Source organism: Rhodococcus qingshengii JCM 15477 (assembly GCF_023221595.1).
In the GTDB taxonomy this organism is placed as follows: Bacteria; Actinomycetota; Actinomycetes; order Mycobacteriales; family Mycobacteriaceae; genus Rhodococcus_F; species Rhodococcus_F qingshengii.
Genome location: NZ_CP096563.1, coordinates 6,223,414 through 6,248,261, shown reverse-complemented (window position 1 = coordinate 6,248,261; position 24,848 = coordinate 6,223,414). Strand labels below are relative to the sequence as shown.

The window sequence follows — 24,848 nt, the reverse complement described above, 5'->3', positions numbered from 1 at the left end:
ATGGAGAACGGAATTGCTCGCGGCGCCGACATCGCGGTGATCGGCGCCGCGGGTAAGACCGGTGAGGCCGTCGTCGCCGCACTGCCGCCGAGCGTGACAGTTCGGCGACTGGTGCGAAAGGCGCGTGTCGACGGGGACTTCGAGGTAGAACTGGAAACCGGAAGCGGACTGCGCAAGGCGCTCGCCGGGTGCCGAGGCGTGTACTTCATTGCCCCGAACGTCCATCCCGACGAGCCCGCACTGCTTCGCAATGCGCTGACGGCAGCGGCATCGGCGGGAGTGGAGCACTTTGTCTATCACTCCGTCGCGTGGCCGTTCAGCCCGTCCATGCCGCATCACCTGGACAAAGCCAGGTGTGAGGACGAGCTGCATCGTTCACCCTTGAAATGGACTGTGCTGCAACCGTGTGCGTACGCGCAGAATTTCGAGGCGGTACTCACGGGCCGATCTGACACCATCGTCCTGCCGTACAGCGCGGAAACGAAGTTCTCGTTCGTGAGTCTGGCGGACGTGGCGGCTGTTGCCGCGGTCGTACTGAGCGAGGGCTCGGGTGAACATCACGGAGCGACGTACGAGGTGGGCGGCCCGCAAGCTCTGAGCGTCATGGAGGTGGCACAGATGGTGGAAAAGCAGACGTCACGGACCGTCGCGATAGATCAGATCAGCGTGGATCAATGGCGCGAACAGATCGGCAGCAGCCTTGACGTCAACGCCAGCTCGCGTCTGGCGGCGATGTTCGAGTTCTACAACCACCACGATTTTCTTGCCGGCAGCGCGGCCGTCGAACTGCTTCTGGGTCGCCGACCGATGGCCGTCGAGAGCCTGATTCGCTGAATCCGGCTACGAAATGCCACCGACCGCCCAGACCACCAGTGGGGGCAGGGCGGCCAGGATCAGGCAGACCGTTCCGTTGAGCCACTTGTGCTCCACCGTGACGGCGGCGAACTCGCGCAGAATGGCGCTCGGCAGGTAGTACCGGGCGGTGTGGGAACCGATGACTTCCGCATCCAGATCGAGGCTTCGGGCAAACGTCGCAGTTCGGAGGATGTGGAAGTTGCTGGTGACCAGCACCATTCGAGGCTTCGTGGTGTTGGCACGGAGAAGGTCCCTGGTGTACTCGAGGTTCTCGAGCGTGGTGGTCGAGCGGTCCTCGAGAATCACGCTCTCGCGCGGTATCCCGTGATCGACGAGGTAGACGCACATTGCCTCCGCCTCGCTGACCACCTCGTCCGAACCCTTCCCGCCGCTCACGACCAACAGTGGTGAACGTCCTTCGCGGACCTCGGCGCGAAAGACGTCGGCCGCCTTGTCCAGACGGCTGGCAAGCAGGGGCGTCACGTCGGCGCCCGAAAGCCCGGCGCCGTGAACCACTATCGCGTCCATCCCGGGCTGGTACTTCTGGCGTCCGTAGACGTAGGAGTAGAGCAGAAAGCTCGTGAACAGAAACCCCAGGTACGACGCGACCAGGCTGAACGATCCGAGAACGACTGCGAGCCAATATCTCTGCGTCAGCAGCGCTGATGCGAGCAACACGTAGGGAACGAGCAGGCCGAGTCCGGCGACGAGTGAGAGCAGATTCGCGACGCTGAATCCCTCGCGCCGCAGCATCGTGACTCCGTTGACGATCAGGAATCCTGCAAGCATGAGCACCAGCAACGGCGAGAGCAGAGCGATCGTCGCGATGACGAACGACGGGACCTCGGTTCCCGGCGCACCCGACTGCAACATCCACAGACCGGTGAAGATCAGTCCGAGAAGTAGGTAGACGCCGTTGCTCAGCCTCCGTCGATCCTGCCTGAACCGGTAGCCGCAGAATCCGAGCAGCGCGAGGCCGATGAGGAGAAGGATCACGGAGCCAGCCTAGGCGAGGCGCTTACGACACGGGCGCCACCACCTTCGACTGCTGGATCGCGGACAGGACCCTGGTACGGCACTCGATGAACAGTGGGTCTGCCTTGGTGGTCAGTTGATCTCGAGCTCCGGTCAACGGGACGTCGACGATGTCCTGCGTCAATGCCGGAGTTCCGCCGAGTACGACCACTCGATCGGACAGGTACACCGATTCGTCGACGTCGTGGGTGACGAGGAGGACGGTGATGCCAAGATCACGCTGAAGCGTCAGCAGGAGGTCTTCGAGTTCCGCGCGGGTCTGCGCATCGACCGACGCGAAGGGTTCGTCCATGAGGAGTACCTGCGGCCGATAGGCGAGAGCGCGAGCTATCGCCACTCTCTGCTGCATTCCGCCGGACAACTGCCAGGGGTAGGAACGCGCAGCACCGCCTAGACCGACAACGGCAAGTGCATCGCTAACCCTCTCGTTCTGAACCTTCCGCGCCAGACCGTTGCCCCGTAGCGGCAGGCGAACGTTCTCGCCCACTCGAAGCCACGGCATCAGTGTGCGTCCGTAGTCCTGTGACACGAGAGCCAGCGTGGCCGGCGGTGCATCGATCGCGATCCCGGCGATGCGGACCTCACCAGTGGTCGGCTTCTGCAGACCGGCGATGCAACGAATCAGCGTGCTCTTGCCGATGCCGGAATGGCCGACGATGCAGACGATTTCTCCGGGTGCAACGGACAGATCGATGCCGCGGAGCACTTCGCGGCCGGTGGGACCGCCGTAGGTCACCCCGAGGCCGCTCAGTTCGACTGCGGGTATCGATGCCGCAGATTCTGTGGATGACATCAGTTTCCTTTCACTGCGAGAGCGTCGTGGGTCCGCGGCTGCCATCTGAGCAACCATCGTTCGATCACGCCGTATCCGAGGTTGAGCACGTATCCGATGATTCCCAGCAGGAGAATTCCGGACCACATGTCGGCGATCGCGAAGGTCTGTTGCGCGACGATCACGAAGTGACCGATTCCTGCAGTGGAGACGTACATTTCGCTTCCGACCATGATGACGACACCGATCGCGAGACTGGTGCGGATACCGACTGTTATCTGCGGCATCGCTCCGGGGAGGAGTACCTGCGTCACCAGGAGGGGTGTACGGATCCGGTAGCTGCGCGCCACCAATCGGATACTCGGGTCGATGGAGCGAATGCCGTCGAGGGTGTTGAGGAGTATCGGCCAGACCGCGCCGAAGGCGATGGCGGCAACGTTACCCGTCGAACCGGTTCCGAAAACGATGAAAAGTGCGGGTAATACGGCCAGCGCCGGAATAGCGCGGAAGAACTGGAGAAACGGATCGGCAATGTCGGCAGCCAGCGGGAACAGTGCCAGCAGGAGACCGGCACCGACGCCGACCACCAGTGCCACGGCGAGACCGAAGGCAAGGTTGGTCAAGCTCGGTACGACGTCGTGGACGAATCCCGGACCGAACCAGTTGTCCACAAACGCTTTCCAGATACGCGACAGCGGCGGGAAGTAAGGCGACTTGCTCGACTCCGAACCGAAGTACCATACGACGACGATCAAGATCGGCAGCCACAACTCCCACACGAGGAGTCGAAGTCCTGACATCATCTTCACGTCGTCATCCTCCTCGGGATGTAATGCCAAGCAAGTAAACGATTCTCGATCGCCATCACGGCGAAGGCGAGCAGCATTCCGAGTAGTCCGGCGACGATGATCAGTGCGAACATTCGATCGGGAACGGATTGGCTCAGCAGGATCTCCTTACCGAGTCCCGGCACGCCGGCGATCAATTCTGCACCGATGGTCAGCAGCAATCTCAGTGTTGCCGAGATGCGAATCCCGGTGAAGATGTAGGGCATCGACGCCGGTGCGACGACGAGAGCGAGCCTGCGCCACAGTGGAAGTCGGAAGGATCGTGCGGTGGCCAGCAGTTCCGGGTCGACGTTGCGCACACCGTGAATCGTCTGGAGCAGAATCGGCCACACACTTACTGCCACGATCAGTGCCACCGCCATCCGTTGCGTCGGGCCCATGATCAGCAGAAAGAGCGGAATGATTGCGAGCGGCGGAACGGTTCGGCAGAAGTCGATGACGAAGCGGGAGGAGACCGTCAGGAACGGGTGCGCGGCGAGCAGCAGCCCTGCCGGGATTCCGATCACCAGGCACAGCGCCAATCCGATCGCCGTGGTGGTCACCGTTTGTCCCAGTGATGTCCACAACGAGGACGTGCCGAGCTCGTTCACAAAGGCCACTGCCACGTCGCTGAACTTCGGAATACCTTTGACGTCCTCGTCGCCGAGCATTCCGAAGATCTGCCAGGCGGCTGCCAACGCGAAGAGCGTCAGCAGCCGACCGAGCAGAACCTGCCTGCGGCGAGTCTGCAGGGTTGTCAAGGCGGACAACTCAGTTGGCCGGGGTCAGCAGGGATTCGGCCTCGACCGAATCCGTCAGTTCCCCGTACTTGACCAGCAGTTCGATCTCCGTGCCGAGAGCACCCGGTTCCACTACTGCGACGAACTGAGGATTCTTGCTGTTGGCCAGCATTTCGAGCGGAATCTTGGCTTGTGTCGAGAGTGCAGCCTTGACCGCGCCCGGATTCTGATTGGCGTAGTCAACTGATTTGGCAAGCGCGGTACGGAATTTCGCGAGTGAGTCAGGGTTCGCATTGACAAACGATTCCGAAGCGACCAGCGAGGTCCCCGGTACACCGGGCGCGGCCAAGGGGAAGGGGTGGCCGAGGATCTTCAGCCCCGAGTCGGTTGCTTTACTCAGGAACGGATCGATGAGGAATGCCGCGTCGGCCCCGCCGGTGGAAACCAGGTCGCCGAGGTTGGGCATGGGCGCCTGAATGAACGAGACCTTGTTCGCTGCTCCGCCGGATTTCTCCACCGCGGCAGAGATGACTGCTTCGCTGACGGACTTCAAACCGCTGATCGCGACGGTCTTGCCTTCGAGGTCACGGAAGCCGCTGATGGAACTGTCCTTGGCGACCACGAGACCGGACTGGTCGACGCTGTCATTTGCGGCAAAATTCGTGAGCCCGCCGACAATGGTGACGGGCATGTTCTGGCTCCGTGCCTGAATTGCGGCAGCGGCAGTCGTGGCTGCCATATCTGCATTTCCGCTGAGCAGCAACGGAATTTGAGCCGAGGAACTAGCGCCGCCCTCCACGAGTTGGATGTCGAGTCCCTCATCGGTGAAGTACCCCTGCTCCATGCCGAGCCAAATCGGTGCGAAGTCCGCGATCGGCTGAGGTGCGATTCGAATCGTGGTGGTCTGGGTGCCCCCGCCGTCGGAGGCCGTGGCGTCGCTCGAACAGCCTGTCAGTGCCAATGCCGCGGTCGCGACCGCGGCTAGGGCAACAACTCTGAACCGTGGTGTCGACCGAAGGGTAAGTCCAACCGTCATGTCCGAAAACCTCTCGCTGGGAAAGATATGACTTCCTTGCCGGTAATCCGGTGGGAAGGTGAAGACGCTCAAAGAATTCCGTACGCCGGAACGATTGTTGTGACTATAGTAATTTCCTAGGCGAATGCCAAGGGTTTTCCAAGAACACGAGATTTCGGATCGCCGGGTACATCCACGGCACCGGGAGGGGATCGGATGACGAAGGGTTCTGCGTCCGCCGTCGACAAAGCGTTGGATCTACTCGAGGCCATCGCGCGCTCGACCACGCCGATGAAGCTCAGCGAACTGGCAGAAGAAGTCGGGATGCTCCGCCCGACTGCGCACCGAGTGCTCGGAGAACTCGCGAACCGTGGTTGGGTCTTCCGCTACGACGGTCGCTATCTCCCCGGCCCGGCTGCACTGCAGGTTTCCCACGAAGCGGCAGCGCATTCGTTGGCGGCCTTGTGCGATCCGACCATGCGGGTGCTGTCCGAGAGCACGGACATGATGGTGAATCTGCAGGTTCTCGAGAGCGGCGGGACGCGGATCATCGCGGCGCTGCGTCCCGAGCGACTCAAGATGATCACTCGTATGCTCGGGGATCTGCTTCCGCCGCACCGGTTCGCGGGTCCGCTCGCGTTGGTGGCGGCACTCGAGGACAACACCCGGGCGCCCTACCTGGCGATGGTGGAGAAGAGTGGCTATCCACTGGAAGGACCCACCGGCTTTCTCGCCGACATCGCCGAGACGCAGAAAACCGGATTCGCCGTTGTCCACAAACGATCTCAGGACATCATCGGTTCGGTCTCGCGTGCAGTGTCTTCCCGCAAGGGGTCTCCGCTCTGTGCGTTGACGGTGATCGGTTTCGATACCGACTTCGATGCGAAAACGACGCGAATGGTCGAAGAACACCTGCTGCGGGCCACCGATGAAGTGCAGCAACTCCTCACTGACCACACTTCGGGCAAGCGCCCGTCCGACACAGGAGAATAAGGATGATTTCACGGACCGAGGGCTTCATCACCGTCGCAGACGGCGAACGGGTCTGGTACGAGACTGCCGGCGAGGGCCCGGATCTGATTCTCACGCACGGTCTCGGCGGAAATGCGGCCGTCTGGTACCAGCAGGTGCCCTACTTCGCTCAGCACTATCGGGTGATCAGCTGGGATCAGCGAGGATTCGGCCGCTCTACCAACGAGAACGGCAACCACGGCCCGGTAGCGGCAGTCTCTGATCTGATCGAAATCATGGACCTGTTGGCGGTTGATCGAGCGCACGTGGTCGGCCAGTCGATGGGCGGTTGGGCCGCATTGGGGACCGCGATCGCTGTTCCGGACCGGGTGGAGTCGGTAGTCCTGGCCTGCACGACCGGCGGCATTCCCGTCGGATTCGGTCCGGACAGCGCACCTCCCCTCACCGCAGCACCCGTCACCGCGCGGCCCCTGGGGGAGCATCCCGCTGTGGGCGGACGGTTGCCGAGCTTGGACATGGCGAGGGCATACCTGTACCAAGCTCTCGGCACCTTCGGTCATCGCCCACCTGACACCGAGTTCTTCCGAATTCTCAAGGCCCACAACTACTCGCCGAGCGATCTTGCCGCGGTGACGGCGCCGGTTCTGCTGATCGCGGGCGAGCTGGACGATTTGATGACACCCGAGCGGATTCGCAGCGCCGCCGAGTTCCTGCCCCACGCCGAAGTGGTCGAACTTGCCGACCGCGGCCACTCCCCCTATTTCGAGGACCCACACGCGTGGAACGAGTTGGTGGCGCACTTCCTGGCCGATGTTCGTGCGCGCCCAGTGCGCTGAAACGCCAACTCGTCACGCATATTCCAACTCCGAGGAGATCTAATGGATTCATCTCAGACCGTCGAGTTCATCCCACCCGCTTTCGATACGCCGTTCTCCACCGGAGTGCGCGTCGGAGACGTTCTGTATCTGTCGGGTCAGATCGGCATGCTCCCGGACGGGACTTTGGCCGACGGCTTCGAAGCGCAGGCTCGTCAGACCATGGAGAACATCGTGGCTTCGTTGATCGCTTACGGTTCCGGCGTCGAAGCAATCTTCAAATGTACTGTCATGCTTGACGACATGTCTCGTTGGCAGGAGTTCAACAAGGTCTACCTCGAGTACTTCCCGGCGTCGAGACTGCCGGCCCGCAGTGCGTTCGGAACAGACGGACTGGCACTGGGTGCGCACATGGAGGTCGAATGCATGGCCTACACCCCGCGGGTCTGACTGCTCGCGGGCACTAACCGTCCCAATCCACACGTTCAGCCAGGCGCAACAATGTGCGTCGGCGTGTCGTGCTGGTTTCGCCGATGTGCGCGATCCGGCCGTAGATGTGGGCGCGGAAGTTCTCGATACCGTCCCGATTCTGTTCCTGCGCCGAGGTATTGGCGGCATTGTGCAGCAGGGCGCGCAAGCGATCGTAGTCGTCGCGCGGATACGAGGGTTGGTCGTTGATCACCAGCCCGGTGAGGTGTTGGCGTCGATGAGGGCGCATCACCTTGGTCTTTCGTGGATGGATGGCAAACCCTTCGTCTCTGGCGATCTGCTCGACCGTCCAGAGGAGGGTGCCGACGTCGGCTACTTCGATTCCGGAGAACGCGAGGTCGTCGGCGTATCGGGTGTAGGTGAGCCAGTTCGCTTGTGCGAGTCCACTCAAGCGGATGTCGAGTTTGCGTGCGACGAGATTCGCCAGTGCAGGAGAAGTGGGTGCGCCTTGCGGAAGATGCGCGGTGCGTAGCTGTGATGCCTGTGCATACGGTAGGCCGCGCAGGGTATCGGCAGGTGTTGCAACAGTGCACAATCCGGTGAGAACGCCTGCCACTGCGGGTGGATAGCCGAGGGCGGCGAAGACGGCATGAACGCGGCTGCCGCTGATCGAAGGGAAGAACTGCGCGAGGTCCGCGCCGATCACGATTTCCGACTGTGCGTGCGGCGCTGCAAAAGTCAGAGGGCTTCGACCACGGACAAATCCGTGTGCCGCGTCGTGCGGGGGCACCAGGTCTAGGATGCGGCGCAGGATCTTCCGCTGAATTTCGCGCAATCGGGGTTTCGGTACCTCGAGGAGGCGAGCGCCGGCCTTCTTGCTGATCTGCATCGGCCGGTAGTGGCGTAGCGGTCGGGGTTTCGTGCGGAGCCATTCCCCTCGGTCGGCGAACCACTCGAGTTCGGAGATCGTCAGATCCAGTGAACGAGCCAGGTCCACACTGGTGTTGTAGCGGGGAACGTCGAACCGCCACACCGAGGTTTCATTGGTGTCCAGTGAGAGAGGAACAGGCCGCAGGCGAGGTAGTTCGCGAAGCAATCGATACAGAGTCTGCGGTTCGAACGGTGGAGCGGGCATGAGGTCGAGAACGCGCACGGCCAGGAGCGTCGGGGAAACGCCGAAGACGGTTCCGAATGCCTCCTCGAGGCCGCTGAGGGTCCACGGAGCGTCAGCGGCCGCAACGGCCAGACGACGCGCCAACTCGGGATCGAGCTCGAAGTCACGCATGATTCGACTCCGGGATGCGACGGGGCGGGGTGACCAAATCCTTTGTCCGGTGCGGCGGCAAGCACGCGGAGCGTGCCGAACGCCGGTGGACGCAGTATCCAATTCTTCTGGCCGACCCAGGGGTTACCCCTGAGACTGGTCGCGTGGACCAACTCTCACCCACGCGCCGCCGCATTCCTTCACAATGGCAGACCGTTCGGTATCTGTCACGTGTGAAGCGGATCTGTCAGGAGTGGGTCCTCAGATCGACGAACGATCCGAACCGACGAACTCGCTGATCCACGGCACGACTGCTTCGCGGACGGTGACCGCTTTCGGCAGTAGTCCGTTGCTCAGCAGGAGATCGGCCGCGCGCTGCTGCTCGTCCAGGAACTCGTCGGTGACAGGGTTGACACCGAAAGGACGTCCGCGCAGTGCAGCTTCCCAGGCATCGAGGCTCGCGGACCCGCCACGCTTCTCGACGTCGTCGACGAAGACCTGGGCGGCTTCGCGGGGGTTGGCTTCGATCCAGGCGTCGGATTCCTGCAGGGCCTCGATGATCGCCTGGAGGGCCTCCGGGTTGGTATCCGCGAAATCGCGCCGGGTGAACCACAGTGAGGGGTGGCTGAAGAGTCCGTCGGTGGCGATCAGCGTGCGCAGTTCGTGGTTCGCTTCGATGTCCGTCAGCCCCGGGTACGCGCCAACCCAGGCATCGATGGTGCCGTCGACGAGGTCCGCTCCACCACCGCGTACGTCGGTGTCGACAGGGACGATGTCGGACCAGGTCAGCCCCGCCTGATCCAAGGCGAACAACAGAAGTGTGGTCTGCCACGATCCGTGCGCGATGCCGACGCGCTTGCCACGCAGGTCCTCAACCGTGTTGATCTCGGACTCTGCCTTGACTACCAGGCGCCCGTTCTCCACGCGGGGGCCGGAGATTCCGATGTAGACGAGATCGCGGCCCTGGGCCAATCCGGTGACGGGCGGCGTGAATCCGGTTCCGATCACGTCGTATCCGCCCTCCTCGAACAGCCAGTCCGAGTGCAGGGTCGGCAAGGCGTTTTCCGGGTTCACTGCAGGCTTGGCGGGAAGCTCACGCAGGTCCACCCACTCGACATCGGGGAGACGGCGTTCGAGGATTCCGGTGTGGCGCAGTACGAACAGCGAATTGTTGTGTGGGAAGTATCCGACGCGAACGGTCATGAGATCTACGGTTTCCTGTTCTGAATCAGTGATGGGGGTGTCTAGATGAGGCCGCGTCGACGCGCCTCGTCGGCGAGTCCGCTGCGGCCCCACTGCACGGCGAGGTTGGACGGATCGAATTCGACCGAACCGCCGAGGGATTCGGCGATCGCCTGGAACTGTGCGCCCTCCTCGAGGAGGACGACGAACTTCGCGAGGTCGAGCAACCCGCTGCGGCCGATGACGTTGACCCCGCCGTTGGCTTCGAAGATCGCCACCAGATCGGGATCGTGTTCGAGACGCTCGAGAATGAAATCGCCTGCAGAACGGGCCCGATCGATGTGCGGCGGAATCTCTCGGGAGAGCGTCAGCCTCTGCGAAGCCGCATAGCGGATGGGTAGCGTCCGATGTGTCTGTGCCCAACCGCCGAGCCACGGTGTGTGGATGTGGACAACGCTGGTGATTTCCGGATGCTGACGGAAGACCGATGCGTAGCCGGTGACAAATCCGGCCGATCCGTTGCCGGACAGCACCTCTCCATCGAAGGTGGCGACAACCGGTGACACCGACGGATCGTTCGCCCACGGTCCCGGATCGTTCAGGGCGACCGCGATTTCGGTGCCGGGTACTCGTTCGACGAAGTTGACGGTCCCGTTGGCTGCAACGGTTCCGGTCTTGCGGAAGACGTCGAATGCTTTGTCTGCTGCTTTGCGAGCTTCTTCGACGAATGCTGCGGTATCGGTATCGGTATCGGTGTCGAGTCGAGTTTCGGTGGTGGTCATCGAGTCTCCAGTCCAGAAGGTGTGATCGGGGTGCGCTGCAGGAGGGGAAGAACTTCTTCGCCGACGCGGTATGCCTCTTCGAGATGCGGGTTACCGGCGAGGATGAAGGCGTCGACGCCCAGTTCGCGCAGCTCGTCGAGTCTTTCGGCGACCTGCTCGTAACTGCCGACCAGCCCGAACGCCGGTCCGCCGCGGATGAGGCTGAAGCCGCACCACACGTTGGGTTGCACTTCCAGATCTCGGTAGCCGGTGATGTGTTCGGGTACCCAGCCTTTGATGCGGGCGGCGCCCACCGAGTCACCCTGGGCTGCACGGTCGGCGGCCCCCTTGTCGACGAAGGCCCAGCCTTTCTCGATCTCGGCCCACGCGGCTTCTTCGGTGTGCCGGGCTACGACGTCGATGCGTACGGCGAATTTCGGCGTGCGTCCCAGCTTGGCCGAGTTCTCCCGCACCCCGTCGATCTTGGCTCTCAGATCGGCGTACGGTTCCAGCCAGGAAAGGTAGTAATCGGAGTGCAGTCCGGCGGCGGCGACGGCTGCGGCCGAAGATCCGGAGAAGTACACCTCGGGAAACGGTTGGCCGGCCAGTCCGGTTGGCAGTGCGGCGCCGTGGGTCTGGAAGAAGCGACCGTCGAAGTCGAAAGGTTCACCGTCCCACACACCCTTGAGGACATCGAGGAATTCGGATGTCCTGGTGTAGCGATCGTCGTGGTCGACCTTGTCGCCCCACCACAGCTGAGGCGCTCCACCTCCGCCGCTGATGATGTTGTAGACCAGACGTCCACCGGTTGCGCGCTGCAGACTGGCCGACATTCGCGCTGCCTGTACCGGGTGAAGGAACCCCGGTTGGAACGCGACCATGAAACGGTAGGTGGTGGTCTCGGCGGCCAACGCTGCTGCGGTCGCCCACGGATCCTCGGTCATCGGGAAAGACGGCAGAAGTCCACCGAGGAACCCTGCGGACTCGGAAGCCTTTGCCACCGCTGCCATGTGGTCGATGTAGCTGTATCCGTCCAATTCGCCGCCGCGGATCGCGGGAGCAATGTTGCCCGGCCCGTATCCACCGGCATCGCCGCGGTTGTAGCGACGCGGAGTACGCAGCGACGCGTGGTCGCCTTCCATCCCGATCCGCCAATAGAAATCGATGCTCATGCGGTGGCCTTCTCTTCTGTGGTGGCCTTCTCTTCCTTGCGGATCCGACCCTCGGGATCGACCAGGTGCAGGAGATGCTCGCCCGCCCGGTGCAGCTCTTCGATGTGGGGTCGACCGGACAAGACGAAACCGTCGAAGCCGATATCGCGATACGACGACAATCGTTGGGCCACCTCCTCGTAGCTTCCGACGAGGCCGATACTGTGCTCGTAGCCGATGCGGTCGAATCCGGACCACAGGATGCCGCCCCGATCGATCTCGAGTGCAGCGGAATCGGCTTCTCTCAGTTGCCGTTCGACACGAGCCCAGGCTTCGTCCGCTGTTTCCCTCGCGATGATCGGGATGCGCAGGACCTTCTCGACGGTCCTGCCGAGTTCGGATGCTCGGTCGTCGAGGGTGGTGATCCGTGTCGACAACTCGTCGCCGGCAAGGGTGAACTGATGGACATCGGCATGGTGGGCCGAGAGTTCCAGAGCTTCCGGTGAGTCCCCGGTCAGATGTACTCGGGGAAAACGGAGTCCCGACAAGATGCCTCGGAATCCGCCGCCGAGTACGTCGTAGTATTCGCCGTCGAAGTCGTAACCCGTGCCGCCGAATCCGCCAGGGAGAATTTGCTCCTCGTTCCATACGCCACGGGCGACGGTCAGGAACTCCGCGGCGCGCGCGTAGCGGTCGGCTCCTCGAACCACGTCGCCGCGAGCAGCGGCGTCTTCGGGGTCCGTCTCTACCTTCACTCGCCATTCGAGACGACCTGCCGACAGGCGCTGAAGTGTCGCCGACATTTTGGCGGCGTAGACGGGGGTGCCGAAAGTGGGGTGAAACTCCACGACCACTCGCGAATGACGCGTCTGACGTAGGGCGGCGGCAGCAACGATCCAGGATTCTTCGCCATTCGGATCGTACGGTGCGACAACGCCGTCGACGCCCGATAGTTCGGCTGCGAGAACGATCTGTGCCACTTCGTCGAAGGGCCCGAAGTTTCCGGGACGAACATCGGTCGCAACGGTAGTCGGTCGCTGCGGCCCGAAGCCGCCGCGACTGTTCAGTGCGGCCACCGCCCGGCGTCCGTCACCGCGAGACGGTAGCTCCCAGTAGACGTCCGTCATTCTGCTGTGCCCTTCTGCGCAACAAGGTTGCGTGCCTGTTCCAGTGGTTCGTGCGCCACCCAGGACTGCAGGTCGAAGTCGGCGGCAAGGAAGCCGTGCGCATACAGGAATTGTTTCTGCACGCCGAGCAGGTCCACACGCTCGTCAGACAGGCTCAAATGCAGTCCGGTGTGGAAGTTCTCGCCGTACGCTGCCACCACACCTTCGGGCCCCGACTGTGTTTCGGTCTGCAGAACGGCTCGGACCTCGTCGATGTTGGCTGCGGCCCAGTCCGCCGCTCTCAGGCTCTCGGCGAGGAAACCCACGACGATGTCCGGGCGTTGTTCGAGTAGGTCGGCATGAACTGTGATCGGTCGTGGGGTGCCGTTGTTGACGCGATCACGTAGCGATGCAGTGGAATCGAGATCGACGGCAACGGCGAGGCCATGTTCGCGGGCAACTTCCTGGGCGCGGGCACCCTTGACGTAGATGGCGTCGACGTCGCCGCGTAGCAGGGATTCGACGCCCCACGTCGTGTTGCGGGTGGACGAGGCGGTGCGGACCTCGGGGGCTGCCGTCGTCGCAACCTCGACGAGAGTGACGTCGGCAAAACTCAACTCGCCGAGTCGAAGTGCGGAGGCGAAGCCGTGCAGGGCCATGGCACGGGGGAAGCTCCTGGCCTGATCTGCCGCCCAGGCCGGGATGCCGATCCGAGCGCCTGCCAGAAGACCGGCTTCTCGGATGTCGGAGTCTCCGCGCACCAGGATTGCCTGGGCCTCGTCGATCCAGGTGAGCCCGATGAGCCTCGTCGGAGAACCACTGGCACGCGCGGCCAGTGCGGGGACGTTGCCGCCTTCGCGAATGAGTCCGGAGAGGTGGTGATCGAAATGGCGCACTGCCAATTCCGGTCCGGCATCTTGCAGTACGCCGAAACGCACTCCGGATTCGTTTGCCGTCCGGTCGAGCCAACCGAGACTGTTGGCGAGGCCGCTGGCGGTGGGAACGGGGCAGCGGGTGTACCAGAGTGTGTCGATTGCGGAATCAGCGATCAATGTCATGACTGTCCTGTCCGTCGGGGAAGGTGCGACCGACGCCGAGTTCCTTCAGGAAACTCGCTCGGTAGCGCAGAGATTCGGGATCGTTCCGATCGCGGGGGCGTGGCAGGTCGATGTCGACGTCCACGGCAAACCCGCCCTTGTCGAGGATGAGCACACGGTCGGCAAGTCGTACGGCTTCGTCGACGTCGTGCGTGACGAGCAGTACTGCCGGACGGTGGCGGGCGACCAGATCGCCTACCAAGTCTTGCATTTGGAGCCTGGTCAAAGCGTCGAGGGCCGCGAACGGTTCGTCGAGCAGTAATAGTTCAGGTTCGCGAACGAGAGCGCGAGCCAATGCGACGCGTTGGGCCTCGCCGCCGGAGAGGGTGGCCGGCCAGGCGCGGTGCTTGTCCGCGAGGTTGACCTCGGCGAGTGCGTTGCGTGCATTGTCGGTCACCTGACGTGACCGTTTCTGTCCGACTGTGACATTGGCCAGAACTCGCTTCGACGGGATCAATCGCGGTTCCTGGTAGACGACCGTGCGGTCGCGCGGAACCAGCACCTCACCGCTGTCCGGTGCTTCCAAACCGGAAAGCACTCGCAGCAGGGTTGTCTTGCCGGTACCGCTGGGGCCGAGGAGAACGACGAACTCGCCGCGCGTGATCTCGAGGTCGATACCACCTAGAACAGTCTTGTCGCCGAACGACTTACGCACTCCGGTGAGCGAGACCGCTACCGGTGATCCGGCACGTCGCTCGGCCGCGGTGGTGCCGGTCCGCTCACGGGCTGCCAACGGCGGCAGAGGTGCTTCGGTGGATGGCAGCGAGCCGATGGTTGTATTCGTCATCGCGCCACCGACAATCTCCGCCACGGCATGGAGTACCGCTCGATCAGTCTGACGATTGCGTCGAAGATGAGTCCCAGTGCCGCGTACATGACGATGCACAGAACCATGTAGTCGGTGCGGTTGTATTCCTGCGCCAGGGTGACCAGATATCCGATGCCCTCACGTGTGCCGACCTGCTCGGCGGCGATCAATCCGGTGATGCTGAGCGACAGGCAGATTCGAAGCCCCATCAGAACACCGGGGAGGGCGGTCGGAAGAATCGCTCCGAACACCAGTCGCCAACCCGTCAGGCCGAAACCTTGTGCCGCTTCCACCATCTTGCGATCGACTCCGCGCACTCCCAGGTAGGTGTACGCGTACATGGGGGCGACGGTCGCGACGGCGATCAGGACTACCTTGAAGGTTTCGTCGATACCGAACCAGGCGATGAACAACGGAACGAGCGCGAGGAACGGAACCGCGCGGTTGATCTGCATGGTCGAGTCGATCAGTTCTTCGCCGAGCGAGGAGAGACCGGACAGAACCCCGAGCACCAATCCGACGATCACACCGACCGAAACACCGAGTGCAGCACGTTGAAGCGACGCGAGACCGAAGTCGACCAACTGACCCGACTGGTACAGCTCGGCGAATGCCGTCCACACCGCCGGAGGTCCGGCCAGGATCTCTTCGCGGATCAGTCCGGTAGCGGATCCGATCCACCATCCGGCAACCAGCAGCGCGGGTACGAGGAAGCGGAGTGGGATCGAGACCCACTTGGGCCTGCTGCGATTGCGGCGGTAGCGGGGCGTTTCGAGTTGCGGATGCTCCACTGACGGCGACGCAGTTCGTGCGGGCCGGGTCAGCGTCACCATCGGGTCACTTCCCCTCAGTGGTGGGTGCTGCCGCTGCCGAACCTGCCACAGCACCCTGGAGGTCGAAGATCACGTCACTGCCTTTGATCGGCTGCTGGATCACCTTGTTGTCGGCGAACAACGTGGAGATCGATTCGAGGTCGGTAGCGTCGGCTGCAGTCGGGTAGCGGAAGTTGGTGATCTGGCCGCCCAGGGTGATCGCGTCGTCGAGTCGCTGTCCGGAGAGTGCGCGCGGACCGGTCTGTTCGAAGACGTTCTCGAATGCTGCCGGGTCGGCCTGCTGCTTCGCGGTGAGTTCCTGGGTGACCTCGAGGAACTTCTGGACCACTTCGGGATGCTCTTCGAGTACTACGGTGCGGCCGGCGATGATGGTGCTGTCCACGGAGTCGATGCTCGCCTCGGTTGCGATCTCGACCGCGCCCTTGGCCTTGGCCTCCTGATACGGAATCAGGAACGATGCCCACGCGTCGACCTGCCCGGTGGAGAACGCCGACGCCGCGTCAGCCTGTTGCAGCGGAACACGTTCGACGGAATCGATCGGCACTCCGGCCTGCGTCAGGGCCTTGAGCGTGATGTACTCGCCCTTGCCTGCAGGGTTGACGGCAATGCGCTTGCCGGCCAGATCTGTGACGGTCTTGATGCCGGACTCCGGAGTGGCGATGATGCCGGCCTGGTCCTTGTTGTACGGGTCGGACGTGGCGAAGATGCGGACACCCACGTCCTTGGACAGTGCGCCGACGACGGGACTGTATGCGCCGGTTTGGATGTCAAGTTCACCGCTGTTGAAGAGTTTGAGGTTGGAGCTGAATCCCGGTGTGGTCTTGACCCATTCGATCTTTGCGCCCAGCGGTGCCAGAGCCTCGTCGTAGGTTCCGTCACGCTTGCCGACGGCGATGGCACCGGAGTTTCCGGGATCGAAGACCTTGAGCGTGAAGTCTGCGCTGGAATTGCCTGCGGCGCTGTCGGAATCGGAAGACCCACACGCCACCGCCAACCCGGCCAGCGGGATCATGGCGAGCGCAGCGGCAGCTCGTGGCAGTCGGCGGAAGCGGGACATGTATGTGGCTCCTTCAGGCGTTGAATCGTCAGAACTGACGACGATGACGCTATTGGGTGCCTGTCCGTTTTACCCCCGTTTGTTTTCTGGAGATTGGAAATCTTGACAACATCGGAAGTCTGTTCATCTGGCCTTTTGCAGGTCCACGTTCGGTTCCTTTCCATCTGATGGAAAGGATGGCCGGACTGCTGGGTCCGTGTTAGCGTCCGATTCTCAGGTCGATCAGGCCACAGCGAAAGGATCGTTCGTGACGGACGCACGCGGCGCGGGAGTTCAGACGGTAACCCGTGCCCTGACCATGCTCACATGTTTTCGCAGTGGCGAAGAACTGGGAGTCTCGGAAGTTGCGCGGCGACAAGAGCTTGCGGTCAGCACCACGCATCGATTGCTGCAGTCGCTCGTCGACGCGGGATTTCTCGAGAAGGACGACGCAACCAGTCGGTATCGCATCGGCGCGGCGCTGGCGGCTTACGGACAGGTCTCCTACCGGCAGCATCGGATCTATCTGTCCGAGCCCTATTTGGAGCAATTGGCCGCGACGACAGGAGCATCCGCCTCCCTGGCAGTGCGAAGCGGAAGTGAGGTGGTGTTGCTCGGATTCAGTCGGTGGCGCGAGGCCGACGGGCACGTGCTGCAGGGTGTCCGCCTTCCCTTGCATGCGAGCGCACTGGGGAAAGCCTTTCTGGCTTGGTCCGATGTCGACGATTCCGAGCTGGCTGCGTTGCCACGTGAAGCGACCACTCAGCGTGCGATCACCGATGTCGCCGGTATCCGCCGGGAACTGGAACTGACTCGTGAGCGAGGATACGGATTCAACGACGAGGAGTTGACCCCGGATTTTCGAACGATCGGAATTCCGATCATCGATGGATCCGGCACTGTGCGTTACGCTCTCGGGCTTCGTGGTCCGGTCGAGCTGATGATCGACGAACGGATTCCGTTCCTCGCGGATCTTGCCAAGGTGACTGCACGACAGATCGGTGAGGTTCTTCTCTGACGTGATGTGAAAGCGCTTGTGGCAGATCCGGCCGAACGTGATTACCGTTGAAGTCGAGGGCGCGATCGCACAATGGCTACGCGACGTGACCGCGTCCTCGCGAGCGTGGAGACGAGTGATGACGACGATCGGTGTCGTTGCCCTGTTGCTGGGCGTCCTGTTGATCGTGGTCGAGGCGCATGCCCCAACCGCGGGGGTGCTCGGTGCGCTTGGAGCACTCATGATCGGTGCCGGCGTGTGGATGCTCTTCACGTCCGACGGTATCGGGCAATTGATCGCGATCCCGGTGACGGCGGGGGTCGCGGTAGTCGGCCTGGGCGTGGTGGCGGTAGCGAGTCGAAAAGCGCTTACCGCGCGCCGCGCTCCCGTGCGTACGGGGACGGAATCTCTTGTCGGCTCGGACGCGACCGTTCGCAGTTGGACCGGTGCGCAGGGTCAGGTCGAGCTCGACGGCGGATTATGGCGTGCTCGAATGGAATTCGGGTACGACGATTCTGTGCCCGCCGTGGGCGAATCCGTCGTCGTAGAGCAGGTTCGAGGCCTGACTCTGAAAGTGCGCCGTCGTGAACCGTGGGAGCTGCCGCTATGACCACCGTGCTTGTCGTGTTGTCCGTGTTTGTCGTGCTGATTGCAGTCCTTGTGGGCATGTCGGTGAGAGTTCTGCGCGAGTACGAGCGCGCGGTGGTGTTCCGCCTCGGTCGACTGATCACCTTGAAGGGTCCTGGTCTGGTGATTCTGGTGCCGGCGATCGATCGTATGGAGCGGGTCAGTCTGCGAACCGTTACGCTGAAAATACCGGTCCAAGAAGTGATTACCCGCGACAACGTTCCTGTGAAGGTCACCGCCGTCACGTACTTTCGGGTCGTCGACGCTGACCGTTCGATAGTCGAGGTCGAGGATTTTCTGGCCGCCACCTCACAGATCGCCCAGACCACACTGCGCTCCATTCTCGGTAAAGCTGAGTTGGACTCGCTGCTCTCCGAACGTGAACGGCTCAACGAGGACTTGCAGAAGGTAATCGATCAGCAGACCGAGCCGTGGGGAGTCAAGGTCACGACCGTCGAGATCAAGGACGTCGAGATTCCGGCCAACATGCAGCGCGCCATCGCCAGGCAAGCAGAGGCCGAACGAGAGCGGCGAGCCAAGATCATCAACGCCGACGCCGAGTTTCAGGCTTCGGCCAAGCTCGCCGAGGCGGCCGAGGTGATCAGCCGCAATCCGACCACCCTGCAGTTGCGTTATCTACAGACGCTTCACGAGATCGGTAGTGAGAACAACTCCACCGTTGTCTTCCCCTTGCCGCTGGATCTTGTCCGGCCCTTTATCGGTGGCGGAGTTGCGGCAACTCCCGCGACCCAAGAACCTGCCCGTTTCGTCTGGAATGCGAAAGTTGTTGATTAGCATCTAGTTTCGGTTACCATCCCTTGTGTTCGAAACTGTGTTCGATTAAACTTTGGGCATGGACAGTCGGGATGCGTGGCAGCTGGATGGCGAGGACCTCAAGGGTGAGGTTCTGGATCTGGTGCGTGTCCGGCACGAGTTGCAGTCGCGGTTGGTGTTGCTGATCGTGGAGATGTTTTCCCGTGAGGTTCTCGGTGGGAAGGGTTTTCGGGCGATCGCTCAGTGGTTGCATGGTTCGACGAATTTGGAGATCGGTGAGTGCAGTCTGCTGGTCGGGTTGGCGCGGTTGTTGATGCTCGAACCTGTTGTCGCGGATGCGTTTCATCGCGGTGACGTGGATGCGTTGAAGGCGCGGCAGGTGGCGTCGTTTTGTCAGCATCCGCCGAAGAACATGACCCTGGCGGATGTGGACAAGGCTCGCGGGATCTTGCTCGGGTTGGCGTCGAAGAACATCGCTGATTGTGATGCGGTGCGGGCGGCGATCCGGCGGATCGAGAAGCAGTACGGAAACCGTGAGGACGGCGTTCCGGTGGGTGAGGATTCGGAGCGTAACGAGTTCTACGCCTCGAAAGGCTTGTACGGGCGGGTGTCGGTGAAGGGTGATCTGGATGCGGTGAACGGGGCCCGGTTGATCACGTTGTTGTCGAGTCTGTCTGCGCCGACGCCGGAGAAGGACGGCGTCAAGGACACGCGTACGCCGGCGCTGCGGCGGGCGGATGGGTTTTGCGAGTTGTTGCGGCGGTACGAGTGGGCGGGGTTGGGTCCGGTCGAGGGCGGGGTGAAACCGCACATCACGGTCATCGCCAGTGCAAAAGACATGACCGACCTCAAAGCATTGAAGGATCTACTGCCGTCGACGGAGGAACTCGGGTTTGCGTGGGCGGATTGGGTGGGTCCGATCAGTATCGATACTGCGCGGATGTTGGCGTGCGACTGCACGGTCACGCGGATTTTGTTGGATGAGAATGGTGTTCCGCTCGACTGCGGTAAGGAAGCGAGAACGGCGACGGTGCCGCAGCGGCGGGCGTTGGCGGTTCGTGATGGTGGGTGTGCGTTTCCGGGGTGCGGGACTCCGTCGGGGTGGTGCGATGCTCATCATATTGTTCACTGGGGTGATGGTGGCCCAACGGATCTCGATAATCTGGTCTTGTTGTGTGGTCATCATCATCGGACGCTGCATCACACGGAGTGGCGGGTGGAGATCGGACCGGATCGAAAAACGGTGTTCTATCCACCGATGTCGATCGATCCGTATCAACAGCCGATCGGCGGGAACAGCCCACCTACAGCAGCCTGAACGGGCGCAACTGAATACGTACACACCGGGGCTTAGCCATGCCCCGGTGTGTACGGCGTGTGCGGTCAGAGCATCGTCGAGATATGGTCCGGCAGCGCGACACCGGAGTCGAGATCCTCGGACGGGATCGGTTCACCGAAGTGCGTAGCTGCGGGAACTACTCCAGCCCAAACGGTTTCGACACCAATGTCGGCGGCATCGTCGCCGGGGCCGCCGGTGCGGGCCTTGACGGAAGCCTCGTACAACGGCAGTGCAAGAACGATGGTTGCCGCCATTTCCTTGCGCGTGTGATCCCGAAGGTGTTGGGAACGTCCGGGAACCACCTGGTCGACGATCAGATTCAAAGCCTTCACGCGCTCGTCGCCGTCGGTCACGACTCGAGGTGATCCGATGATGACGCCGCTGCGGTAGTTCATCGAGTGGTGGAAGCCCGACCGAGCCAACACGAGCCCGTCGAGGATCGTGATGGTGATGCAGATTTCGCTGTCGGGAGCCAAGCTCCGTGAAGCGACTGAACCGTGAACATAAATAGATCCGCCGCGGTCGGGGCCGTCGAGGTCGAACCCGTAGGCGGTGGGAAACACCATGGGAACTCCGCCGACGGTCACACCCATGTGGCACAGCTTCGCGGACTGCAAGACGTCGACGAGTGCCGCGCGTTCTGCGACGCCGTGGTGGCGGGCGCGCTTGTGCGTCGTACGTGCTGTCGGGGACAGCGGAATAGGTGCAGTGGGGGCAGGAGCAGGGGCAGCAAAGACAACGGAATCTGTCATGCAGACAATGCTGGTGGCAAAATGGCTTCAAGTCATGGTCCAATCAGTGGAGACTTCGATAGGCCACTTCGATTTGCCACTTCCGGGAGGGTTCTGAATGTTTCTGCCTTCGGCGGTAGCCGTCGTCCTCGACCGGACAGATCGGCGGGCGCTCCCGGTCCAGATTGCCGACCACCTCAGAGCTGATATCCGCAGTGGTAAGGCGGCAGTGGGTCTGAGGTTACCCAGTTCCCGGAAGCTGGCGGCGGAGCTCGAGGTGGCGCGGGGCGTCGTGGAACGGGCGTATGAGCAGTTGATCGCCGAGGGTTGGCTTGTCGCTGTGCACGGCTCAGGCACCTTCGTTGCCGAGGCGCCCTCCCCCATGGTCACTCCCACGACTACACCGAAGAAGGCCGCCGACAAGATGTCACCCAGGGTGCAGCTCCGGCCGGGCGTGCCGTGGACGCCACCGCGTGCATCGGCAGCGTGGCGGCGGGCGTGGCGTGACGTCGGGTCCAAACCGCCACCTTTCGAGGATCCCGATCCTGCGGGTGACTACGAATTGCGTTCGGCACTATCGGAATTACTGGCAAGAGCCCGCGGAATGTCGGTTGAACCCGAGAGAATCCTGATCACCTCAGGTGCCACGCATGGTCTCGGCCTCGCCCTGTCGGCTCTGCGTACCCGTGGTGCTGTTCTGGCGATGGAAGATCCCGGATACCGGTATGCGTCCTCGGCCGCTACAGCCTGTGGATGGTCGCTGCTCGACGTGCCCGTCGACGCTCATGGTCTCTGTGTCGACCAACTCGAAACTGCGTCGGAGAGCGTCCGTGGCGTGTATGTGACACCGTCCCATCAGTATCCGACGGGTGGGCTGCTTCCGGTAGGTCGGCGCAACCAGTTGATCGAGTTCGCCCGCGTCCGCGACGTCGTCCTGTTCGAGGACGACTACGACTCCGAATTCCGTTACGACGTAGCGCCTTTGCCTGCGCTTGCCCAGTTGGCTCCTGATCGGGTGGTGTATCTCGGAACAGTTGCCAAGACGCTCGGCGCCGGAATTCGATTGGGCTGGTTGGTGGCTCCCCTCGACCTGGTCGACCGCATAGCAGTACACCGCAAGCGAATCGGCGACTTCCCGTCGGTTCCGCTGCAGCAAGCACTCCTGTCCCTGCTCCGTGACGGCGAATGGGATCGAGCGGTGCGTACCGCCCGGCGCAGGTACCGGGAGCGTGATCGGGCGGTCGAGGAAGCGCTGTCATCGTTCGGTGAACTGCGGGGTCTCGGCGCCGGCATGCACACGACGCTCATGCTCGACGCGGATCTGGCAGCCGCCGTCGCTCGCGAGGCACTTGAACACGGCGTCGAAGTGCCCACCCTGGTCGAGTCCACCCGAACGCACGGAGACCCCGGCGGATTGGTCATCGGCTACGGACGGGTGGAATCCGCGGACCTCGAATATGCGCTCGAGGTGATAGCCGAGTGCCTCGCACGTCACAGCGCGTGAAGTCTCGTTGATCGGGAGTGCGGCAACGGATGGGCGTGGTCCAGTTCTAGCGTCTGCTCGTGACGATCCGAAGCCAGACCTTTCCGCACCTGCTCGCACCAGGCACCATCGGCCCGATGACCGTGCCTAATCGCGTGGTTCTCCCTGCGATGGACATGAACCTGTGTGAAGACGGGGAAATCGAAAAGGGCGACATCGACCACTTCGTGGCGCGTGCAGCTGGTGGAACGGGTCTGATCATCACCGGTTGCTGCGCTGTTGCGTATCCGCTGGGCTGCACCAGCCGCAAGGAACCGGGGCTTTCGGAAGACCGGTTCATCCCCGGTCTCAAGGCGTTGGCCGACGCAGTCCACGACGCAGGCAGCAAGCTCTGTGTGCAGATGACACACCACGGCAAGGTGGCGCGCATCGATACCCTCGACGGCCGACCGCAGTTGGTCCCGTCCACGCCGAAGCCGCCGGGTGACATGAGCGCGATGGCCGATTGCACGCCAGAAGAACTGGGCAAGATGGCTGCCATCAACGAGGGCAAGAGGGCTACGTACCACGAGGCAACCAAGGAAGATCTTGATTGGCTGGTTCGCATGTTCGCCGAGGCTGCCGGACGGGTGAAGGCGGCGGGCGGCGACGCCGTCGAGATTCACTGTGCCCACAACTACGTCCTCGGAGCGTTCCTGAGTCGGTACACGAATCAGCGCGGCGACGAGTACGGAGGTTCCATGGAGAACCGTGCTCGCCTCGCTTGTGAGGTCATTCGGGCGGTCAAGGAGGAGGTCGGTGGTGCGCTTGCCGTCATCGTGCGTCTGGCCGGTCAAGAGTACGGCGAAACCGACGGGCTGACGGTCGACGAGGCTGCTGCGGCCGCGAAGATGTTCGAAGAGGCCGGAGCTGACGCCATTCATGTCACCGGTACCGCGCTGAATGCTTTTGCCAACTTCACCGACGGACCACTGCCCGACAAGGTCGGCTACTACACCGACAATGCAACGCGAATCAAGCAGGCGATATCGATCCCCGTGATCACCGTCGGACGTATGCTCCCCGAGGTCGGCGAGAAGATGATCGCGGAAGGTCGCACGGACTTCGCCGCAATGGGCCGTCAGCTCCTGGCCGATCCACAGCTGGTGAACAAACTCAAAGACGGTGTACCCGAGCGGGTTCGGCCTTGCATCAATTGCTACGTCTGCGTGCAGGAGAACTTCTGGGACGAGACCCCGCTGTGCGCGGTGAACCCTGCCCTGGGCAACGAAGCGCTGCTCCCCTTCGTTCGGACCAGCACTCCGAAACACGTTGTTGTGGTCGGAGCGGGCCCCGGTGGTCTCGAAACGGCTCGCGTGGCCGCTGAACGTGGGCACCGAGTCACGGTGTTGGACAAATCCGATCGCCTCGGCGGCACCCTGTGGTTCTCGAGCCTCACTACCCCGGACAACGGGCGTCTGCTCAGCTGGTTGAAAGTGGAAATCGAGCGTCTCGGTGTCGATGTTCGACTGAAGACCGAAGCCTCGGTTGCCTCGATCCGGGCACTGAACCCCGACGCCGTAGTCGTGGCCACCGGTGCGGTTCGTGAGCGGCCTAGCGTTCCGGGCGGTGATCTCCCGCACGTGCACACCGGTGATTCGTTGCGCGCGTTGATGACCGGAGCGGGAGACGTCTCACAGGTACCGCCGTTCCTGCGGACGATGGCCAAGTTGGGCAAGCTGTCCGGTATCACCAAGAGCCCCGCGGCGATCCGAGCTGTGACCCGCAAGTTCCTGCCCATGGGTAAGGACGTTGTCGTGATCGGTGGTTCGCTTGTCGGACTCGAGCTTGCGGAGTTCCTGGCCGAGCGAGGTCGCACTGTGACGCTGATCGAAGAAGGCCAGCAGTTGGGCATTCCGATGGCGATGCCGCGCCGCTGGACGGCGGTGCGCCACGCCAAGCATGTCGGTGTGAACATTCACCGCAATTCAACGGTGCAGCGCATCACCAAGGAGCACGTCGAATTCCGTTCCGGTGACAAGACACTGACCGCTCCGGCCGACATGGTTGTCGTCGCCTCGGGAGTGTCGGCGCAGGCGCCACTGGCCGATTCTCTGATCGGCGTCGTCTCCGACGTGCACGTGGTCGGTGACGCGGTGAACGTCGACTACATCGAGGGCGCGATGCACACGGCGTGGAAAGTCGCGATGGATCTGTAGT

General features: G+C 62.6%; 25 protein-coding genes. 10 read left to right on the top strand and 15 right to left on the bottom strand.

Annotated features, from left to right (window positions below):
* Positions 1–834 (top strand): NmrA family NAD(P)-binding protein, encoded by an 834-nt coding sequence (locus tag M0639_RS28880; RefSeq protein ID WP_003945973.1) that lies wholly within the window; start codon positions 1–3, stop codon positions 832–834.
* Between the two features lie 6 nt (positions 835–840).
* Here M0639_RS28880 and M0639_RS28875 read toward each other — a convergent pair whose 3' ends face one another.
* Genes M0639_RS28875 through M0639_RS28855 form a run of 5 tightly spaced genes read right to left on the bottom strand, consistent with a single transcriptional unit; the run spans position 841 to position 5,265 of the window.
* A complete protein-coding gene (locus M0639_RS28875; protein ID WP_047271863.1) occupies positions 841–1,851 on the bottom strand; it encodes a YdcF family protein in 1,011 nt (336 codons plus the stop codon).
* 22 nt (positions 1,852–1,873) lie between these two features.
* Positions 1,874–2,683, bottom strand: coding sequence for an ABC transporter ATP-binding protein (locus M0639_RS28870; protein ID WP_054831935.1), 810 nt, complete (start codon positions 2,681–2,683; stop codon positions 1,874–1,876).
* Positions 2,683–3,465, bottom strand: a complete 783-nt coding sequence (locus M0639_RS28865) for an ABC transporter permease (protein WP_231914972.1) — start codon at positions 3,463–3,465, stop codon at positions 2,683–2,685. Before M0639_RS28865 ends, M0639_RS28870 begins: the two co-directional genes overlap by 1 nt.
* Before the next feature lie 2 nt (positions 3,466–3,467).
* The gene (locus M0639_RS28860; protein ID WP_197486136.1) at positions 3,468–4,250 is read right to left on the bottom strand and encodes an ABC transporter permease; all 783 of its coding nucleotides are present in this window, start codon (positions 4,248–4,250) and stop codon (positions 3,468–3,470) included.
* A 10-nt stretch (positions 4,251–4,260) separates the two neighbouring features.
* Entirely contained in the window at positions 4,261–5,265 is a 1,005-nt protein-coding gene (locus tag M0639_RS28855) for an ABC transporter substrate-binding protein (RefSeq protein WP_064073497.1), read from the bottom strand.
* Between the two features lie 195 nt (positions 5,266–5,460).
* Here M0639_RS28855 and M0639_RS28850 point away from each other — a divergent pair, with 195 nt between their 5' ends.
* From M0639_RS28850 to M0639_RS28840, 3 genes are read left to right on the top strand one after another with little or no spacing between them, the layout of a single operon-like run.
* Positions 5,461–6,237 carry an IclR family transcriptional regulator gene (locus M0639_RS28850; RefSeq protein ID WP_007735498.1) on the top strand — a complete coding sequence of 259 codons (777 nt, stop codon included), beginning with the start codon at positions 5,461–5,463 and terminating at the stop codon, positions 6,235–6,237.
* A 2-nt stretch (positions 6,238–6,239) separates the two neighbouring features.
* The gene (locus M0639_RS28845; protein WP_050656903.1) at positions 6,240–7,052 is read left to right on the top strand and encodes an alpha/beta fold hydrolase; all 813 of its coding nucleotides are present in this window, start codon (positions 6,240–6,242) and stop codon (positions 7,050–7,052) included.
* 42 nt (positions 7,053–7,094) lie between these two features.
* Positions 7,095–7,481 carry a RidA family protein gene (locus M0639_RS28840; RefSeq protein ID WP_003946047.1) on the top strand — a complete coding sequence of 129 codons (387 nt, stop codon included), beginning with the start codon at positions 7,095–7,097 and terminating at the stop codon, positions 7,479–7,481.
* A 13-nt stretch (positions 7,482–7,494) separates the two neighbouring features.
* Here M0639_RS28840 and M0639_RS28835 read toward each other — a convergent pair whose 3' ends face one another.
* The 9 genes from M0639_RS28835 to M0639_RS28795 form a co-directional block, all read right to left on the bottom strand.
* The gene (locus M0639_RS28835) at positions 7,495–8,745 is read right to left on the bottom strand and encodes a reverse transcriptase family protein (RefSeq protein WP_082654901.1); all 1,251 of its coding nucleotides are present in this window, start codon (positions 8,743–8,745) and stop codon (positions 7,495–7,497) included.
* A 240-nt stretch (positions 8,746–8,985) separates the two neighbouring features.
* Positions 8,986–9,927 (bottom strand): ABC transporter substrate-binding protein, encoded by a 942-nt coding sequence (locus tag M0639_RS28830; RefSeq protein WP_003946000.1) that lies wholly within the window; start codon positions 9,925–9,927, stop codon positions 8,986–8,988.
* Between the two features lie 41 nt (positions 9,928–9,968).
* Positions 9,969–10,688, bottom strand: a complete 720-nt coding sequence (locus M0639_RS28825) for a class II aldolase/adducin family protein (protein ID WP_064073498.1) — start codon at positions 10,686–10,688, stop codon at positions 9,969–9,971.
* Positions 10,685–11,839 carry an LLM class flavin-dependent oxidoreductase gene (locus M0639_RS28820; RefSeq protein WP_007735501.1) on the bottom strand — a complete coding sequence of 385 codons (1,155 nt, stop codon included), beginning with the start codon at positions 11,837–11,839 and terminating at the stop codon, positions 10,685–10,687. The genes M0639_RS28825 and M0639_RS28820 overlap by 4 nt, the downstream gene beginning before the upstream one ends.
* Entirely contained in the window at positions 11,836–12,945 is a 1,110-nt protein-coding gene (locus M0639_RS28815; protein ID WP_064073499.1) for an LLM class flavin-dependent oxidoreductase, read from the bottom strand. Before M0639_RS28815 ends, M0639_RS28820 begins: the two co-directional genes overlap by 4 nt.
* Complete coding sequence (locus M0639_RS28810; protein ID WP_007735503.1) at positions 12,942–13,982, bottom strand: ABC transporter substrate-binding protein; 1,041 nt, start codon at positions 13,980–13,982, stop codon at positions 12,942–12,944. The genes M0639_RS28815 and M0639_RS28810 overlap by 4 nt, the downstream gene beginning before the upstream one ends.
* Positions 13,966–14,808: an ABC transporter ATP-binding protein gene (locus M0639_RS28805; RefSeq protein WP_007735504.1), complete on the bottom strand. Its 843-nt coding sequence runs from the start codon at positions 14,806–14,808 to the stop codon at positions 13,966–13,968. The genes M0639_RS28810 and M0639_RS28805 overlap by 17 nt, the downstream gene beginning before the upstream one ends.
* Positions 14,805–15,662 (bottom strand): ABC transporter permease, encoded by an 858-nt coding sequence (locus M0639_RS28800; RefSeq protein WP_003946011.1) that lies wholly within the window; start codon positions 15,660–15,662, stop codon positions 14,805–14,807. The genes M0639_RS28805 and M0639_RS28800 overlap by 4 nt, the downstream gene beginning before the upstream one ends.
* 4 nt (positions 15,663–15,666) lie before the next feature.
* Entirely contained in the window at positions 15,667–16,719 is a 1,053-nt protein-coding gene (locus tag M0639_RS28795) for an NrtA/SsuA/CpmA family ABC transporter substrate-binding protein (RefSeq protein ID WP_054187223.1), read from the bottom strand.
* 247 nt (positions 16,720–16,966) lie between these two features.
* Between M0639_RS28795 and M0639_RS28790 the strand changes: the two genes are divergently transcribed.
* The 4 genes from M0639_RS28790 to M0639_RS28775 all read left to right on the top strand — a co-directional run bounded on the left by M0639_RS28790 (position 16,967) and on the right by M0639_RS28775 (position 20,414).
* Positions 16,967–17,716: an IclR family transcriptional regulator gene (locus tag M0639_RS28790; RefSeq protein ID WP_030537941.1), complete on the top strand. Its 750-nt coding sequence runs from the start codon at positions 16,967–16,969 to the stop codon at positions 17,714–17,716.
* A 118-nt stretch (positions 17,717–17,834) separates the two neighbouring features.
* Complete coding sequence (locus M0639_RS28785; protein ID WP_007735511.1) at positions 17,835–18,305, top strand: NfeD family protein; 471 nt, start codon at positions 17,835–17,837, stop codon at positions 18,303–18,305.
* On the top strand, positions 18,302–19,117 hold the full coding sequence (locus M0639_RS28780) for a slipin family protein (protein ID WP_050656912.1): 816 nt from the start codon (positions 18,302–18,304) through the stop codon (positions 19,115–19,117). The genes M0639_RS28785 and M0639_RS28780 overlap by 4 nt, the downstream gene beginning before the upstream one ends.
* A gap of 58 nt (positions 19,118–19,175) precedes the next feature.
* Positions 19,176–20,414 carry an HNH endonuclease signature motif containing protein gene (locus M0639_RS28775; RefSeq protein WP_064073500.1) on the top strand — a complete coding sequence of 413 codons (1,239 nt, stop codon included), beginning with the start codon at positions 19,176–19,178 and terminating at the stop codon, positions 20,412–20,414.
* Positions 20,415–20,479: 65 nt separating this feature from the next.
* On the opposite strand, the gene M0639_RS28770 is transcribed toward M0639_RS28775, so the two are convergent.
* Entirely contained in the window at positions 20,480–21,187 is a 708-nt protein-coding gene (locus M0639_RS28770; protein WP_019746065.1) for a pyridoxamine 5'-phosphate oxidase family protein, read from the bottom strand.
* 97 nt (positions 21,188–21,284) lie between these two features.
* Between M0639_RS28770 and pdxR the strand changes: the two genes are divergently transcribed.
* Together pdxR and M0639_RS28760 are read left to right on the top strand one after the other, a co-directional pair.
* Positions 21,285–22,670, top strand: coding sequence for a MocR-like pyridoxine biosynthesis transcription factor PdxR (pdxR, locus tag M0639_RS28765; protein ID WP_042448051.1), 1,386 nt, complete (start codon positions 21,285–21,287; stop codon positions 22,668–22,670).
* 59 nt (positions 22,671–22,729) lie between these two features.
* Positions 22,730–24,847 carry an oxidoreductase gene (locus tag M0639_RS28760; protein WP_064073501.1) on the top strand — a complete coding sequence of 706 codons (2,118 nt, stop codon included), beginning with the start codon at positions 22,730–22,732 and terminating at the stop codon, positions 24,845–24,847.
* The last annotated feature ends 1 nt before the right edge of the window (position 24,848 follow it).